Origin of the sequence: Mesorhizobium sp. B2-3-7 (genome assembly GCF_006442695.1) — a bacterium.
Classification (GTDB): Bacteria; Pseudomonadota; Alphaproteobacteria; order Rhizobiales; family Rhizobiaceae; genus Mesorhizobium.
This window is the reverse complement of sequence record NZ_VFVV01000006.1, coordinates 247,461-262,921: the sequence shown is the minus strand read 5'-3', so window position 1 is coordinate 262,921 and position 15,461 is coordinate 247,461. Positions and strand designations below refer to the sequence as shown.

General features: G+C 65.3%; 13 protein-coding genes, 1 pseudogene and 1 riboswitch. Of the genes and pseudogenes, 8 read left to right on the top strand and 6 right to left on the bottom strand.

The window, feature by feature from the left end:
* Nucleotides 1–3: 3 nt before the first annotated feature.
* The 5 genes from FJ940_RS14365 to FJ940_RS14345 are packed head-to-tail and all read right to left on the bottom strand — an operon-like array spanning nucleotide 4 to nucleotide 4,016.
* Entirely contained in the window at nucleotides 4–1,281 is a 1,278-nt protein-coding gene (locus FJ940_RS14365) for an NADH-quinone oxidoreductase subunit E (RefSeq protein WP_140656945.1), read from the bottom strand.
* Nucleotides 1,282–2,472 (bottom strand): NADH-quinone oxidoreductase subunit D, encoded by a 1,191-nt coding sequence (locus tag FJ940_RS14360; RefSeq protein WP_140495578.1) that lies wholly within the window; start codon nucleotides 2,470–2,472, stop codon nucleotides 1,282–1,284. It lies immediately after the preceding gene.
* Complete coding sequence (locus tag FJ940_RS14355) at nucleotides 2,472–3,074, bottom strand: NADH-quinone oxidoreductase subunit C (protein ID WP_140495577.1); 603 nt, start codon at nucleotides 3,072–3,074, stop codon at nucleotides 2,472–2,474. The genes FJ940_RS14360 and FJ940_RS14355 overlap by 1 nt, the downstream gene beginning before the upstream one ends.
* 4 nt (nucleotides 3,075–3,078) lie before the next feature.
* A complete protein-coding gene (locus FJ940_RS14350; protein WP_140495576.1) occupies nucleotides 3,079–3,660 on the bottom strand; it encodes an NADH-quinone oxidoreductase subunit B in 582 nt (193 codons plus the stop codon).
* Complete coding sequence (locus tag FJ940_RS14345; protein ID WP_140495575.1) at nucleotides 3,651–4,016, bottom strand: NADH-quinone oxidoreductase subunit A; 366 nt, start codon at nucleotides 4,014–4,016, stop codon at nucleotides 3,651–3,653. Before FJ940_RS14345 ends, FJ940_RS14350 begins: the two co-directional genes overlap by 10 nt.
* Before the next feature lie 333 nt (nucleotides 4,017–4,349).
* On the opposite strand from FJ940_RS14345, the gene FJ940_RS14340 reads away from it, so the two are divergent.
* The 8 genes and pseudogenes from FJ940_RS14340 (at nucleotide 4,350) to FJ940_RS14305 (ending at nucleotide 14,735) form a co-directional block, all read left to right on the top strand.
* Nucleotides 4,350–5,549, top strand: a complete 1,200-nt coding sequence (locus tag FJ940_RS14340) for a winged helix-turn-helix domain-containing protein (RefSeq protein WP_140521144.1) — start codon at nucleotides 4,350–4,352, stop codon at nucleotides 5,547–5,549.
* A gap of 29 nt (nucleotides 5,550–5,578) precedes the next feature.
* Nucleotides 5,579–5,783, top strand: a riboswitch (cobalamin riboswitch).
* Nucleotides 5,784–5,820: 37 nt separating this feature from the next.
* Nucleotides 5,821–6,267, top strand: coding sequence for a DUF1636 family protein (locus FJ940_RS14335; protein ID WP_140656943.1), 447 nt, complete (start codon nucleotides 5,821–5,823; stop codon nucleotides 6,265–6,267).
* A gap of 2 nt (nucleotides 6,268–6,269) precedes the next feature.
* A complete protein-coding gene (gene cobW / locus FJ940_RS14330) occupies nucleotides 6,270–7,322 on the top strand; it encodes a cobalamin biosynthesis protein CobW (RefSeq protein ID WP_140495572.1) in 1,053 nt (350 codons plus the stop codon).
* Nucleotides 7,323–7,338: 16 nt separating this feature from the next.
* On the top strand, nucleotides 7,339–11,094 hold the full coding sequence (locus FJ940_RS14325) for a cobaltochelatase subunit CobN (protein ID WP_140656941.1): 3,756 nt from the start codon (nucleotides 7,339–7,341) through the stop codon (nucleotides 11,092–11,094).
* Nucleotides 11,091–12,651, top strand: a pseudogene (cobG, locus tag FJ940_RS14320) (precorrin-3B synthase). Before FJ940_RS14325 ends, cobG begins: the two are co-directional and overlap by 4 nt.
* Nucleotides 12,575–13,207: a precorrin-8X methylmutase gene (locus FJ940_RS14315; protein ID WP_140656937.1), complete on the top strand. Its 633-nt coding sequence runs from the start codon at nucleotides 12,575–12,577 to the stop codon at nucleotides 13,205–13,207. Before cobG ends, FJ940_RS14315 begins: the two are co-directional and overlap by 77 nt.
* On the top strand, nucleotides 13,204–13,974 hold the full coding sequence (locus FJ940_RS14310) for a precorrin-2 C(20)-methyltransferase (RefSeq protein ID WP_140521148.1): 771 nt from the start codon (nucleotides 13,204–13,206) through the stop codon (nucleotides 13,972–13,974). Before FJ940_RS14315 ends, FJ940_RS14310 begins: the two co-directional genes overlap by 4 nt.
* Entirely contained in the window at nucleotides 13,971–14,735 is a 765-nt protein-coding gene (locus FJ940_RS14305) for a precorrin-3B C(17)-methyltransferase (protein WP_140656935.1), read from the top strand. Before FJ940_RS14310 ends, FJ940_RS14305 begins: the two co-directional genes overlap by 4 nt.
* Here the strand turns inward: FJ940_RS14305 and FJ940_RS14300 are convergent.
* The gene (locus FJ940_RS14300; protein ID WP_140656933.1) at nucleotides 14,699–15,460 is read right to left on the bottom strand and encodes a cobalt-precorrin-6A reductase; all 762 of its coding nucleotides are present in this window, start codon (nucleotides 15,458–15,460) and stop codon (nucleotides 14,699–14,701) included. The two genes, FJ940_RS14305 and FJ940_RS14300, sit on opposite strands and share 37 nt — an antisense overlap.
* Between the last annotated feature and the right edge of the window lies 1 nt (nucleotide 15,461).

Genomic DNA, 15,461 nt, shown 5'->3' with positions numbered 1-15,461 from the left:
CCCTCAGACCGGCTTCTTGCCGAAGACGCGGATATATTCGGCGACGCCGCCCTTGGCGAGCGCCTTGGCCTGCTTGACCCAGTCGTCTCGCTCGATGCGGCCGCGGAAGGAGAGATAGCTGTCCACCCACTCCCGTTCGGCCTTCTTCCAAGACGCAACCTGGGCGAAGGTGAAGATGCCGAGCGAATGCAGGATGCTCTCGGTCCTCGGGCCGACGCCGGAGATCAGCTTGAGATCGTCGACCAGCGCCGGCCTGGCGATGCCGGCCGGCCGGTTCTTGTCTTCCAACGAAGGCTTGGCCGCTTTGGCGGGAAGCTTGGTTTCCGGCGACTTGAACGCGGAAGCCGGCTCAGCCTTGTTCAGGGGGCCGCTGCGCGGCTTCAAAACTTTCTCGACCTCGGGCGCCGCCTTGTTGGCGTTTGTCGCCGAGTGGCGGGGAGCCGCGACGCTCGCCGCTTTTTCCGTTGCTGACGCGACCTTGGCCGGCGACGGCGTTTTCAGCGCCGGGCTGGTTTCAGCCGCATCGGTTTTCGGCTTGCTGGCATTGGACGGCGCGACAGGGGTGGCGGCCGGCGTTGGCACCGGCGCCGCGATGATCGCGCCGGGTGCCGCCTTGGCGGCCTTGGCGGCTTCCCTGGCCTCCCTGTCACGGGTCGACTTGAGGATCGCCTTCTCGCTTTTCAGCGTCGTGAGGCCGGCGGCCGGCTCCGAGCCGGTGCGGCCGTTCTGCGGCCCCGGCGTCACCGAGGCCCCCTTGCCCGCATCGTAGAGATCAATGATTTCGGCCAGCCGTTCCGGCGTCAGGTCTTCGAACGTGTCCTTGAAGATCATGACCATCGGCGCGTTGACGCAGGCGCCGAGGCATTCGACCTCTTCCCACGACAGCGTTCCCTTGTCGTTGGTGTGGAACTGGTCATGGTGGATCTTGGAGCGGCACACGTCCATCAGCGCTTCCGAGCCGCGCAGCATGCAGGGCGTGGTGCCGCAAACCTGGATGTGCGCCCGCGTGCCGACAGGATTCAGCTGGTACTGCGTGTAGAAGGTCGCGACCTCGAGCCCGCGGATGCGCGGCATGCCGAGCATGTCCGAAATCGTCTCGATCGCCGCCTTGGTGACCCAGCCTTCCTGCTCCTGCGCCAGCATCAGCAGTGGAATGATCGCAGACTGTTCCCGGCCCTTCGGGTACTTCTTGATCCATTGCTTGGCCGCGGCCGCGTTCGCCCGGTTGAAGGCGAAGGATGCTGGCTGGACGCTGGCTTCTGCGAGACGACGGACTGACATTTAGCGATCGACCTCACCAAACACGATGTCGAGGGAGCCGAGGACGGCGGTGACGTCGGCCAGCATGTGACCGCGGCACAGGAAATCCATGGCCTGGAGATGCGCGAAACCGGGCGCGCGCAGCTTGCAGCGATAAGGCTTGTTGGTGCCGTCGGAGACCAGATAGACGCCGAACTCGCCCTTGGGCGCCTCGACCGCCGCATAGACCTCGCCGGCCGGCACGCGGTAGCCCTCGGTGTAGAGCTTGAAGTGGTGGATCAGCGCTTCCATCGAGCGCTTCATCGCCTGGCGCTTTGGCGGCACGACCTTGCCGTCGAGGTTCGACACCGGCCCGGCGCTTTCCTTGCCGAGCAGGAGATCGATGCACTGGCGCATGATCTTCGCCGACTGGCGCATCTCTTCCATGCGCACGAGGTAGCGGTCGAAACAGTCGCCGTTCTTGCCGATCGGAATATCGAAATCGAGCTCCGAATAGCATTCATAGGGCTGCGATCTGCGCAGGTCCCAGGCAGCGCCCGAGCCGCGCACCATGACGCCGGAAAAGCCCCAGGCCCAGGCGTCGGCCAGCGAAACCGTGCCGATATCGACATTGCGCTGCTTGAAAATGCGATTGCCGGTCAGCAACTGATCGAGGTCGTCGATCGACTTCAGGAACGGATCGATCCACTTGCCGATGTCCTCGAGCAGCTTCTGCGGCAGGTCCTGGTGAACGCCGCCCGGACGGAAATAGGCGGCATGCATGCGCGAACCCGAGGCGCGCTCATAGAACACCATCAGCTTTTCGCGCTCGACGAAGCCCCACAGAGGCGGCGTCAGCGCGCCGACGTCCAGCGCCTGCGTCGTCACATTGAGGATGTGCGACATGATGCGGCCGATCTCGCAGTAGAGCACGCGGATCAGCTGACCGCGCTTCGGCACCTCGATGCCGAGCAGGCGCTCGGCGGCCAGTGCGAAGGCATGCTCCTGGTTCATCGGCGCGCAATAGTCGAGCCGGTCGAGATAAGGCACTGCCTGCAGGTAGGTTTTGTGCTCGATCAGCTTTTCGGTGCCGCGATGCAAGAGCCCGATATGCGGATCGACACGATCGACCACTTCGCCGTCCAACTCCAGAACCAATCTCAAAACACCATGCGCGGCAGGGTGTTGCGGTCCGAAGTTGATGTTAAAATTGCGGACGGAGGTTTCAGCCATTACTGCTTTGCCTTCTCATCCCCTGGCAGCACGTAATCGGTGCCTTCCCACGGGGACAGAAAATCGAAATTGCGGAATTCCTGCTTCAGTTCCACCGGCTCGTAGATGACGCGCTTGGCTTCGTCGTCGTAGCGCACCTCGACGAAGCCGGTCAGCGGGAAATCCTTGCGCAGCGGGTGACCGTCGAAACCGTAGTCGGTGAGGATGCGCCGCAGATCGGGGTGGCCCGAAAACAGCACGCCATAGAGATCGTAGGTCTCGCGCTCGAACCAGTCGGCGCCGGGATAGACGCCGGTGATCGACGGCACCATCGTCTCCTCGTCGGCCTGCACCTTGATGCGGATACGCACATTCTGCTTCGGCGACAACAGGTGATAGACGACGTCGAAGCGCTTGGCCCGCGACGGATAATCGGCGCCGCAGACATCGATGACCGAGATGAATTGGCAGCGCGGATCGTCGCGCAGGAAAGTCACCACTTCGATCAGATCGCGCGGTTCGACATGGATGGTGAGTTCGCCATAGGCGAACACTGCTTCATTGACGCGGCCAATCAATTTTTCGCCGAGATAGGTCGACAGTTCGCTCAGGGATGCGGCCATGGATTTACCGTTCGATCGTGCCGGTGCGGCGGATCTTCTTCTGCAGCAGAAGAATGCCATAGAGCAGCGCTTCGGCGCTCGGCGGACAGCCGGGCACATAGATGTCGACCGGCACGATGCGGTCGCAGCCGCGCACCACCGAATAAGAATAGTGGTAATAGCCGCCGCCATTGGCGCAGGAGCCCATCGAGATGACGTAGCGCGGCTCCGGCATCTGGTCGTAGACCTTGCGCAGCGCCGGGGCCATCTTGTTGGTCAGCGTGCCGGCAACGATCATGATGTCGGACTGGCGCGGAGACGCGCGAGGAGCAACACCGAACCGCTCCGAATCGTAGCGCGGCATCGAGGTGTGGATCATCTCGACGGCGCAGCAGGCGAGGCCGAAGGTCATGAACATCAGCGAGCCGCTGCGCGCCCAGGTGATCAGCGCCTCGGTCGAGGTGACGAGAAAGCCCTTGTCGGCGAGTTCGTTGTTGATTTCGAGGAAGAACGGATCATCGGACCCAACCGGCCTGCCGGTATTGGGATCGATCAGACCCTTGGGCTTCGGCGCGACGAGCGTGCCGGAACTGTCGCTCAATCCCATTCGAGCGCTCCTTTTTTCCATTCATAGGCAAAGCCGATGGTCAGCACCGCCAAAAACACCATCATCGACCAGAAACCGAGCATGCCGATTTTCGAGAACGACACCGCCCACGGAAACAGGAAGGCCACTTCCAGGTCGAAGATGATGAACAGGATCGACACCAGGTAGAAGCGGATGTCGAACTTCATACGGGCGTCATCGAACGAGTTGAACCCGCATTCGTAGGCGGAAAGCTTTTCCGGGTCGGGATTGCGATAGGCCACCAGGAACGGCGCCACGATAAGCGCGACGCCGACAGCCGCCGCCACTGCGATAAACAGGACGATGGGCAGGTACGAACTGAGAAGTGCGTTCATGCTGCGGCTTTCCGTTGGCGCCAATCCATTTTGATTACAGCACCAGACCCTATTGCGGAAGCGTGACAGTTTAACCGCTGAACCGTTTTAAGGGGCCTTTGCTGCAACGCGGCGAGGGTTAGCGCAGCGCTTCCGGCGAAGCAAGTCAAACCTTGTTCAAAACACTGGCCTGGACGGCAGAAGGGAAGAAACTGGTCCGATCCGCTCCTGTTTGATTTCCTTCGCTTTTTACTCCACTTTTCTCTCCTGACAGAGTTGCCGCCAAAACCCTGCTAGCATGGCCGGAATCAACCGTCCGAACGACGCTCAACAAGCCATCAGAGTCGCATCCGAATGAAGGAAAAGATCTCGCTTGCCACGGCCCGGCGCATCGCGCTCGCCGCCCAAGGGTTCACTGATCCCCGCCCCGCCGGCACGCCCGACCGACGCCACTTCGCCCGCGTGCTCTCGCGCACCGGCCTGCTGCAGATCGATTCCGTCAGCGCGGTGGTGCGCGCTCACTACATGCCGCTCTACTCGCGCCTCGGCCCCTACCCGTTCGCCTTGCTCGACAACGCCGCCGTCACGCGCAAGCGCACGGTTTTCGAATACTGGGCGCACGAGGCTTCCTTCCTGCCGGTCGAGACCTATCCCCTGATGCGTTGGCGCATGCAGCGCGCGGAGCGTGGCGATGAAATGTATCTGGGCCTGGCCAAATGGGGCCGCGAGCACGCCGCCTATATAGAAGAGATCTACCGCGAGGTCGCGGAGCGCGGCCCGATCGCCGCCTCCGCGCTCGAAGGCCAGAAAGGATCCGGCGGCTGGTGGGGCTGGAGCCACGCCAAGCATGCCTTCGAATGGCTGTTCTGGGCAGGACGCATCACCACCGCGCACCGCCGTGGCTTCGAACGCTTCTATGATTTGCCCGAGCGCGTACTGCCGCAGGCGATCCTCGATCTGCCGGTGCCGTCTGCCGAGGACGCGCATCGGGAATTGCTGCGGATATCCGCCCGCGCTCATGGCGTCGCGACAGCAAGCGACCTGCGCGACTATTTCCGCCTGTCGCCGGCCGACATGAAGGGCCGGCTGGAGGAGCTGGTTGAAACAGGCGAGCTGGTGCCGATGCGTGTCGAGGGCTGGAACAAACCGGCTTACCTCCATAAGGAGGCCCGTATTCCACGAAAAATCGAGGCCCGCGCCTTGCTGGCGCCGTTCGATCCGGTCGTTTTCGAGCGCTCGCGCACGGAGCGGCTGTTCGATTTCCACTACCGCATAGAAATCTACACCCCTGCCGAAAAGCGGCAATACGGCTATTACGTCCTGCCGTTCCTGCTCGGCGACAGGATCGTGGCGCGCGTCGACCTCAAGGCCGACCGGCCGGCCAGCGTGCTACGCGTCCACGCGGCCTATGCCGAGCCCAGCGCGCCGCCTGAAACCGCCGCGCAACTCTTCCAGGAATTGACGCAGATGCAGCGCTGGCTCGGCCTCGAACGGATCGAGGTTACGCCCGCCGGCGACCTTGGGCAGCCGCTCGCCGACATTGCCGTGTCGTAGACGCGCGTTGACACCGCCGCCTGCAAGAGCCTAAATCCATTCCAGACGGTCTCCTCTCGGCAAAGGGAGGAGCCAAGAGGGAATGCGGTGCGAAATCTCGATTTCAAATCCGCGGCTGTCCCCGCAACTGTAAGCGACGAGCCAAGGCCGAAAACCACTGGGACGGTCCCGGGAAGGCGGCACGAAGGCGATGACCCGCGAGCCAGGAGACCTGCCGTCTGAGACATAAGAATCCGATCGCCCGGCGGGTTTTCCGGGCAAGGAGCCCGATTTGGAACGCGACAGCAGTTTCCCGGCTGAAACAGCGGACATTTTGCCTGGCGATAGCGACTTGTCTGGCGATAGCGACGCCTTGGCCGGCGTCACTGTCATCATCTGCGCTTCCTGCCGCGACGAGACCGGTTCCGATGCCCATCCCCGCGCCGGCGAAGTTTTGGCTCAAGATACGCGCCAAGCCGCAACGGCCGACAATGTCCGCGTCCGCACCGTCGAATGCCTCGGCAACTGCAAGCGCCGCCTCAGTGCCGCGATTCTTCGCGACGGCTGCTGGAGTTATGTCTTCGGCGACCTGAACATCGCCAGCGGCGCCGATCTCGTCACCGGCGCGAAACTCTTCGCCGCTTCGACCGACGGCCTCATTCCGTGGCGTGGTCGCCCGGATTCCCTCAAGCGCGGCCTCGTCGCCCGCATTCCTCCCCTCGACATGCTGAAGGACTGATCATGACCGCCGCAGTTTCCGCCGCCACTCTCTCCCGCGTCCCCTGTACCGTCGTCACCGGCTTCCTGGGTGCCGGCAAGACCACGCTGGTCCGCCATCTCCTGGAAAACGCGGGCGGCAAGCGTATCGCCATCATCGTCAACGAATTCGGCGACATCGGCATCGACGGCGAGATCCTCAAGGGCTGCGGCATCGACACCTGCCCGGAGGAAAACATCGTCGAACTGGCCAATGGCTGCATCTGCTGCACCGTCGCCGACGATTTCGTCCCGGCGCTCGACCAGATCCTGTCGCTGACGCCGAAGGTCGACCACATCCTGATCGAAACCTCGGGCTTGGCTCTGCCCAAGCCGCTGGTCCAGGCCTTCCAGTGGCCGACGGTGAAGAGCCGGGTGACAGTCGACGGCGTGATCGCCGTGGTCGACGGTCCGGCACTCGCCGAGGGGCGCGTCGCCAACGACATGGACGCCCTACAGGCGCAACGCGCGCAGGACCAGACACTGGACCACGACGACCCCGTCGAGGAGGTGTTCGAGGACCAGATCGCCTGCGCCGACCTCATCATCCTGTCGAAGAGCGACCTGATGGATGCCGCAGGTTCGGCTCGCGCCAACGCCATCATTGGCGAACACTCCGCCCGCGCCGTGAAGGTCGTGCCGACGGCTCATGGCAAGGTCGATCCGTCCGTGCTGCTCGGGCTAGGCCTCGCCGTCGAGGACGACATCGAGAACCGCAAGTCCCATCATGACGGCGCCTTCGACCACGAGCACGACGACTTCGATACGTTCATCGTCGACATCCCCTCGATCGCCAACCCGGACGACCTGGCAAAGCGCGTCGCCACCGCCGCCGAACAGGAGAACGTGCTGCGGGTGAAAGGCTTCGTCGAGGTCGGCGGCAAGCCGATGCGGCTGTTGCTGCAGGCGGTCGGTCCGCGCGTCAATCATTATTATGACCGCGCCTGGACGGCTGACGACGACCGCCGCTCGCGCCTGGTCGTCATCGGCCTCAAGGGGCTGAACCGCCCGGCGATCGAGCATATCCTCGCCGGCTGAGGCAACACCGACCGCGATGCACATCCTCACCACCACATCCGCCTCGCTCGACGATCTCGCCGAGCCGGTCGATCTGCGGCAGACGCCGGCGGAAATGGTGGCGCTGTCCTTCACGGACAGCGACCTGGCCGGACTGGCAGCGGCCTGGAAAGGCGACGCCGATCGGCTGCCCACGATGCGGCTGGCCGCGCTGCGCGACCTGCGCCACCCCATGTCCGTCGACCTCTGGATCGACAGCGTCGCCCGTCACGCCAAAGTCATTCTGGTGCGTATTCTCGGCGGTTACGAGTGGTGGCGCTACGGCTGCGACCAGTTGGCCGTGGTTGCCCGTGAGCGCGGCATAAAGCTGGCACTGCTTCCCGGTGAAAGCCACGACGAGGATATCAGGCTGATCGAAGCCTCGACGCTGCCGCGCGAGGAACTGGACGGGCTGCTCAATTATTTCCGCCAGGGCGGCCCGGCCAATATGAGCGCGCTGGTGCGCAGGCTGGCGCGGTTGGCGGGGTCTGATGGCGAGATTGCCGAGCCGGTAAGCGTGCCGAAAGCCGGGTTTTATGAGCCGGGGCGCGGAGTCGTGGAGAAGCCGGACTTATCGAATGTCGGCATTCCGTCACACCCCCCTCTGTCATACCGGACATCTCGCCTGCGAGGGGGGAGATCAGCTGTCATCAAAGCCGGCTCCTCTTTTGTTGCGTCAGAAAAGGATGTGTTTGCACCATCTGAAAGGGGCAAGAACGTCGATGACGGGGCAATCTCCCCCCTTGCGGGGGAGATGTCCGGCAGGACAGAGGGGGGTGTGACGGGACTCGACGTTGACAACATCAATGCTCGCACCATTCCCGTCCTCTTCTACCGCTCGATGCTGCTCGCCGCCGATGTCGCGCCGATCGACGCGCTTTTCGAGGCGCTACGGCAGCGCGACATGCTCCCCGTCCCCATCTTCGTCTCCAGCCTGAAAGACCCGGAATCTCTGGCTTTTGTTGAAACCGCGATTGCCCAGCTCAAGCCCGCCGCCATCATCACCGCGACCGCTTTCGCGTCCGGCGCCGAACCCGGCGTCGAAACCCTGTTCGACCGCGCCGGCGTTCCCGTCTTCCAGGTCATCGTCGCCACCACCCGCCGCGACGTATGGGAGAAGAACCAGCGCGGGCTGGCGCCCGCCGACCTCGCCATGCATGTCGTTCTGCCCGAACTGGACGGCCGCATCCTCGCCGGCGCCGTTTCGTTCAAGGGCGAAAGCGAGACCGACCCGGCGCTCGGCCACCGCGCCTTTGCCAACCGGCCGGAGCCCGATCGCGTCGAACAGGTGGCGGACCGGGTCGCGGCCTTCATCAGGCTTCGGGAAACGCCGCGCGCCGAGCGCAAGCTCGCTATCCTGATCCCTGATTACCCAAGCGCTCCCGGCCGCACCGGCTATGCGGTCGGGTTGGACGTGCCGTCCAGCGTGCTGGCGATGCTGCACGACCTCAAGGAACAGGGCTATGCGGTTGAAGGGATCCCGCAATCGCCGCGTGCGTTGCTGGATTTGCTGGAGTCCGGCAAGGCCGGGCTGGGGCTGGATGAGTACCTTGCCCTCTCAACGGAATTGCCGGGCGCAGCAATTGCTGCCGTAGAAGCAGCTTGGGGCAAAGCCGAAGGCGAGACAGGTTTGCGCGAGGCACCCCCCTCTGTCCTGCCGGACATCTCCCCCTCTAGCGGGGAGATTGCGCTGTCATCTGCGCTTTCGCCAATCTCCAACGCTGCGGGAGTGGACGAAGCGCCAAAGCCGCCAATCTCCCCCCTTGAGGGGGAGATGTCCGGCAGGACAGAGGGGGGCGCCTCGCGCAAACCTTCGCCATCAAGCGAAAAACACTTCCCCTTCCGCGCCGCGACCTTCGGCAACATCACCGTGGCGCTGGCTCCAGACCGCGGCCGCTCGGCCGACCGCCGCGCCGACTATCACGACCCGACGCTGCCGCCGCGCCATGCGTTGCTCGCCTTCGGCCTGTGGCTGCGCAAATTGCTCGGCGTCCATGCGCTCATCCATGTTGGCGCGCATGGCACGCTGGAATGGCTGCCGGGCAAGACGGTTGCGCTTTCGCAAAGCTGCTTCCCCGAGATCGTCACCGGTCCCCTGCCCGTCATCTATCCCTTTATCGTCTCCAATCCCGGCGAGGCGGCGCAGGCGAAGCGGCGGATCGCCGCCGTCACGCTCGGCCATCTGCCGCCGCCGCTCACCGGCGCCGGATTGGACAAGAACCAGCACAGGCTCGAACGGCTGGTCGACGAATACGCCCAGGCTGACGGTCTCGACCGCCGCCGCCGCGACCGTCTGGCCAGTCTGATCGTCGAAACCGCGCAGACGACGGGCCTCGCCGCGGAGGCCGGCGTTGCCCGCACCGACGCGCCGGACGAGGCCCTGCGCCGCATCGATGCCTGGCTCTGCGACCTGAAGGATTTCGCTATCAAGGATGGGCTGCATGTCTACGGCCGCGCGCCCGACGAAGAGCCCGACCTTATGCGCCGGCAAAGCGCCGAGGCCGAAAAGGCCGCCCTTCTTGCCGCGCTCGACGGTCGTCATGTCACCGCGGGCCCGGCCGGCGCGCCCGCGCGCGGGCGTTCCGACGTTCTGCCCACCGGCCGCAACCTGTTCACGTCGGACCCGCGCGCCATGCCCACGCCGACGGCTTACGACATCGGCAAGGCTGCCGCCGAGGAAGTGGTGCGCGCCTATATGCAATCGCATGGCGACTGGCCGCGCTCGCTGATCATCGACCTCTGGGGTTCGGCGTCTTTGCGCACCGGCGGCGAGGAGATCGCGCAGGGGCTTTCGCTGATGGGCTGCCGCCCGCAATGGGATGCCGCCACAGGCCGCGTCACCGGCATCGAGGTGTTGGCGCCGGCAGCGCTTGGCCACCCGCGCGTCGACGTCACCTGGCGCATATCGGGCCTGTTCCGCGACATGTTCCCGACCCAGATCGCGCTGATCGATGCCGCTGCCAACGCCGTTGCCGCGCGCGACGAGGACGATTCGGAAAATCCGCTCGCCGCAAGGACCCGCGCCGAGGGCAAGATCAGCCCGCGCATCTTTGGCACCTCGCCTGGCACTTACGGCGCTGGCGTCGAGGAAATCCTGTCGAGCGGCGACTGGGCGGCGCGCGAGGAAATCGGCCGCGCCTATCTCGATGCCACATCGCATGCCTATGGCGGCGCCGGCGGTGAGGGGATCGCCGCGCCCGGCGCATTCGAGAACCGCATCGCCGAAGCCGATCTTCTCGTCCACACCGGCGACGATCCCGGCCGCGACATCCTCGAAGGCTCGGCCGATGTCGCTTTCATCGGCGGCTTCTCGGCCGCCCTTGCAGCGCTTGGCAGGAATGCCGACGTCATCGTGCTCGACACGACCGATCCGCAGAGGCCGAAGCCGCGTTCACTTAGTGAGGCCGTGACGCGCGTCGTGCGCGCCCGCGCCGTCAACGCCCGCTTCATAGCGGGCCAGATGCGCCACGGCCCGCGCGGCGCCTCGGAATTCGCCGAAACGGTCGACCGGCTGGTTGGCTTCGCCGAAACCACACAGGCCATACCGGGCGCGCTGATAGACGCCGTGCACGATGCCTATCTCGGCGATGCGGACGTCCGCGCCTTCATCCTGCGCGAAAACCCGGCCGCCGCGAAAGCCATTGCCGAACGCCTCCTGTCGGCGCGACGGCGGGGCCTCTGGCATCCCTTGCGCAATTCGATCGACGACGACCTCGCGGCACTGATTGCCGAGGCACGGGAGTTGGCGGCATGAACGCCTACTCCCGCCGCGGCGCCTGCCCGGCCCTTTCGGCGCCGATGCAGACCGGCGACGGCCTGCTGGTGCGGCTCAACCCGGTCGCCGGAGGCCCATCTTCTGGCGGATTGTCGCCGAAGCTTCTGATCGGGCTGGCAGAATCCGCCCTGCGGCACGGCAACGGCATCATGGAAGTGACAGCGCGCGGCAGCTTGCAAATACGCGGATTGACCACGCAAAGTGCAACCCTGCTGGCGAAGGAAGTCGATGCGCTGGGCATTGTGGTCCGCACTGGCGTACCAGTGGAGACCGGACCACTGGCCGGCATCGATCCGCAGGAGATCGTCGACCCCAGGCCGCTGGCTGATCGGATCAGGGAAGCGGTCGAGGACGCCGGGCTGTCGCAGCGGCTCGGGCCGAAGGTTTCGGTCGTTGTCGACGGTGGCGGGCAACTGACGATGGATGCTGTGACGGCCGACGTGCGGCTGAAGGCGGCGAGCACCGAGGCGGGAATCCGCTGGCGGGTGTCGGTTGCCGGTGACGGGCGGAATGCGAAAGTGTTGGCAAAGGTCAACGCGCATGCCGCTAGAGACATAGCCGTCGCAGCGCTTAGGATGGTGGCTGAAAAAGGCCGCGAAGCGCACACACGGGATTTATCGGAGAGGCAAATAGCGTCTCTCGCAAGTTGGCATTCTACGGCGCCCCCCTCTGTCCTGCCGGACATCTCCCCCACAAGGGGGGAGATTGCTCATTCACGCTCGCCTTTGCCAATTTCCTGGGATGCAGAAGGAGAGCCGGCGCCCGAACCGCCAATCTCCCCCCTTGTGGGGGAGATGTCCGGCAGGACAGAGGGGGGCGCCGTAGAGCACCCTCGCTCGCCGATTGGCGTTTTCGACTTGAACACTGGCCGCGCCCTCGGCATCGGTCTCCCCTACGGCAGCATGCCCGCCGAAAGGCTCATCGCCCTCGCTCAAAGCGCCGTCACTCTCGGCACGTCAGAAATCCGCCTCGCCCCGGGCCGCGCCCTGCTCTTCCTCGGCCAGCCACCAGCCGCCAATCCTTCCCTCCAGCAAACAGCCGCCACCCTCGGCTTCGTCACCGCCCCCACCGACCCGCGCACGCGCATCGCTGCTTGTCCCGGCGCGCCGGCTTGCGCCTCGGGTCGCATCGCCACGCGCGACATTGCCGAGGCGATCGCCACCGAAAACGCCGATAGTCTTGACTTCACCTTGCATGTTTCTGGCTGCGCCAAGGGTTGCGCGCATCCCGGCCCAGCGGCGCTGACCGTGGTCGGCGGCGAAAATGGAGCCGGACTTGTCGTGAACGCGACGGCAAAGGCCCTTCCTGCCGGTTACAGGCCGGGCTATGACGCCGCGCGCGGCATCGGCCGCGTCGCGGCGGCAATCCGCAGCGCACGCTATCAGGGCGAGACCGCCGCCGCCTGCCTGACGAGGCTGGGGCCGGCCGGCATCGCAGAGGCTTATCGACAGGAATGACAATGGTCGCCTACGACTACATCCACGACGGCACGGCGATCTACGAACGCTCCTTTGCCATCATCCGCGCCGAGGCTGATCTCGCGCGCTTTTCCGAAGCAGAGGCCGATGTCGCGGTCCGCATGATCCATGCCTGCGGCCAAGTGGAAGCCGCCAAGAATTTTGTCTTCTCCAGCGATTTCGTTTCCGCCGCACGGGCCGCGCTTGCCGCCGGCGCGCCGATCTTCTGCGACGCCGAAATGGTCTCGCACGGCGTCACCCGCGCCCGTCTGCCTGCCGGCAACGAGGTGATCTGCACCTTGCGCGACCCGCGCACGCATGAAATCGCCAGGACGATCGGCAACACACGTTCTGCCGCCGCGATCGACCTGTGGGGCGAGCGCATCGCCGGTTCGGTGGTGGCCATCGGCAACGCGCCGACCGCACTCTTCTATCTCCTGGAGAAGCTGCGCGACGGTGCGCCGAAACCGGCCGCCATCATCGGCATGCCGGTGGGCTTCGTCGGTGCCGCCGAATCGAAGGACGCGCTGGCGCAGAATTCCTACGGCGTACCCTATGCAATCGTGAGCGGCAGGCTTGGCGGCAGCGCCATGACCGCGGCAGCCCTCAATTCTCTCGCGAGGCCCGGCCTGTGAACGCGCTCCCCAAAACCGGCTCGAGGGGCCGCCTGGTCGGCGTCGGTACCGGTCCCGGCGACCCGGAACTGTTGACGCTGAAGGCCGCGCGTGCGCTGGCCGAGGCCGATGTGGTGGCGTATTTCGCCAAGCGCGGCAACAACAGCAATGCGCGCGCCATCGTCGAGACGCGCTTCCGACCCGACATGCTGGAGCTGCCGTTGCTCTATCCCGTGACCACGGAGATCGACAAGGATCACGACGATTACCGCGCGCAGATATCGGCCTTCTACGAGGAGTCCGCCGAGACCGTTGCCGGTCATCTGGATGCCGGTAGGATGGTCGCCGTGCTGTCGGAAGGCGATCCGCTCTTTTATGGCTCCTACATGCATCTGCATGTGCGCCTCGCCCATCGTTTTCCGACCGAGGTCATTCCCGGCGTTACCGCCATGTCGGGCTGCTGGTCGGCGACCGGCCTGCCGATCGTCCAGGGCGACGACGTGCTGACCGTGCTGCCGGGCACGATGAGCGAGTTCGAACTGACCCGGCGCCTCGCCGACACCGATGCCGCCGTTATCATGAAGGTCGGCCGCAACCTGCCCAAAATCCGGCGAGCGCTGGAGGCCACCGGCAAGCTGACACGCGCCGTCTATGTCGAGCGCGGCACCATGCCGGGCAGCGTCTCGATGCGGCTCACCGACAAGCCGGACGACAAGGCGCCCTATTTCGCCATTGTGCTCGTTGCCGGCTGGTCCGGACGCCCTGTCGCGTCGGCGGGTGGCGCATGAGCGGCCGCCTCACTGTCATCGGGCTCGGACCCGGCAACGCCGATCAGGTGACGCCGCAGGCGAGCCACGCCGTCGCCGAGGCAAGCTTCTTCTACGGCTACAAGCCCTATCTCGACCGGCTGGAATTGCGCCCGGACCAGACCCGCATCGCCTCCGACAATCGCGAAGAGCTTGCCCGCTCCAACGAGGCGCTGGCGAAGGCGGCCGAAGGTCACAATGTCGCCGTCGTCTCCGGGGGCGATCCAGGCGTCTTCGCCATGGCGGCGGCCGTCTGCGAGGCGATCGAAGCCGGCCCCTCCGAATGGCGCGCCATCGACCTCGCAATCGTGCCTGGCGTCACCGCCATGCTCGCAGTCGCCGCCCGCATCGGGGCGCCGCTCGGCCATGATTTCTGCGCCATCTCGCTGTCCGACAATCTGAAGCCATGGGACCTGATCGAACTGCGCCTGCTGGCGGCCGCCGGCGCCGGCTTCGTCATCGCGCTTTACAATCCCATCAGCAAGGCGCGCCCCTGGCAGCTTGGCCGCGCCTTCGAATGTCTGAAGGCCATTCTGCCGGGCACCACGCCCGTCATCTTCGGCCGCGCCGCAGGCCGGCCTGACGAGCGCATCGAGGTGTTCCTGCTGGCGGATGCCGATGCCGACAAGGCGGACATGGCAACCTGCATCATCATCGGCTCGCCGGAAACCCGGATCATCAGGCGCGGCGAGAAGTCTTCGCTGGTTTACACGCCGCGCTCCGCGGCAGGCTCGACAAGATGATCGACCATGTCGGCAAGCTGATCGACGGTCGCAGCCGAAGGAACCTCCGGCAGCACAGGCCTGTGCACCATGACGACGTCGAGGCCAAGCGCCCGCGCCGCGGCGATCTTGCCATAAGTCGCCGCGCCGCCGCTGTCCTTGGATACAACGATGTCGATGCCGTGCCGCTGGAGCAGCGTGCGTTCCTCCGCCTCGCGAAACGGCCCGCGCGCCAGGAGATAGGTGGCATCGGGCACTGCCAGCTTCGGCTCGACCGGATCGACGCTGCGGATGAGATAGTGGTGCTGGGGCGCGGCTTCGAAAGCCGCGACCTCCTGCCGGCCGAGAGCCAGGAATACACGGCGCGGCGCCGGTCCAAGCGCCTGCACGGCATCGCCTGTCGTATCGACCTGCGTCCAGCGATCGCCCTCGACAGGCTCCCAGCCGGGACGGCGCAGAGCGACGATCGGCACCCCAGCCATGCGCGCGGCCTGCGCCGCATTGGCGGAAATTCGCGCCGCGTAGGGATGCGTGGCGTCGATCAGCAGCTCGATGCTTGTCTCCTTGAGATAGGCGGCCAGACCATCGGCGCCGCCAAACCCTCCACTGCGTACCGGCACGCCCTGCGTCACCGGGCTTTCGGTGCGGCCCGCCAGCGACAGCATCACCGAGTAACCGGCTGCCAGTTTTCCAGCCAGTTGCCGGGCTTCGGTGGTTCCGCCGAGGATCAGAATGCGGTGGGTCATC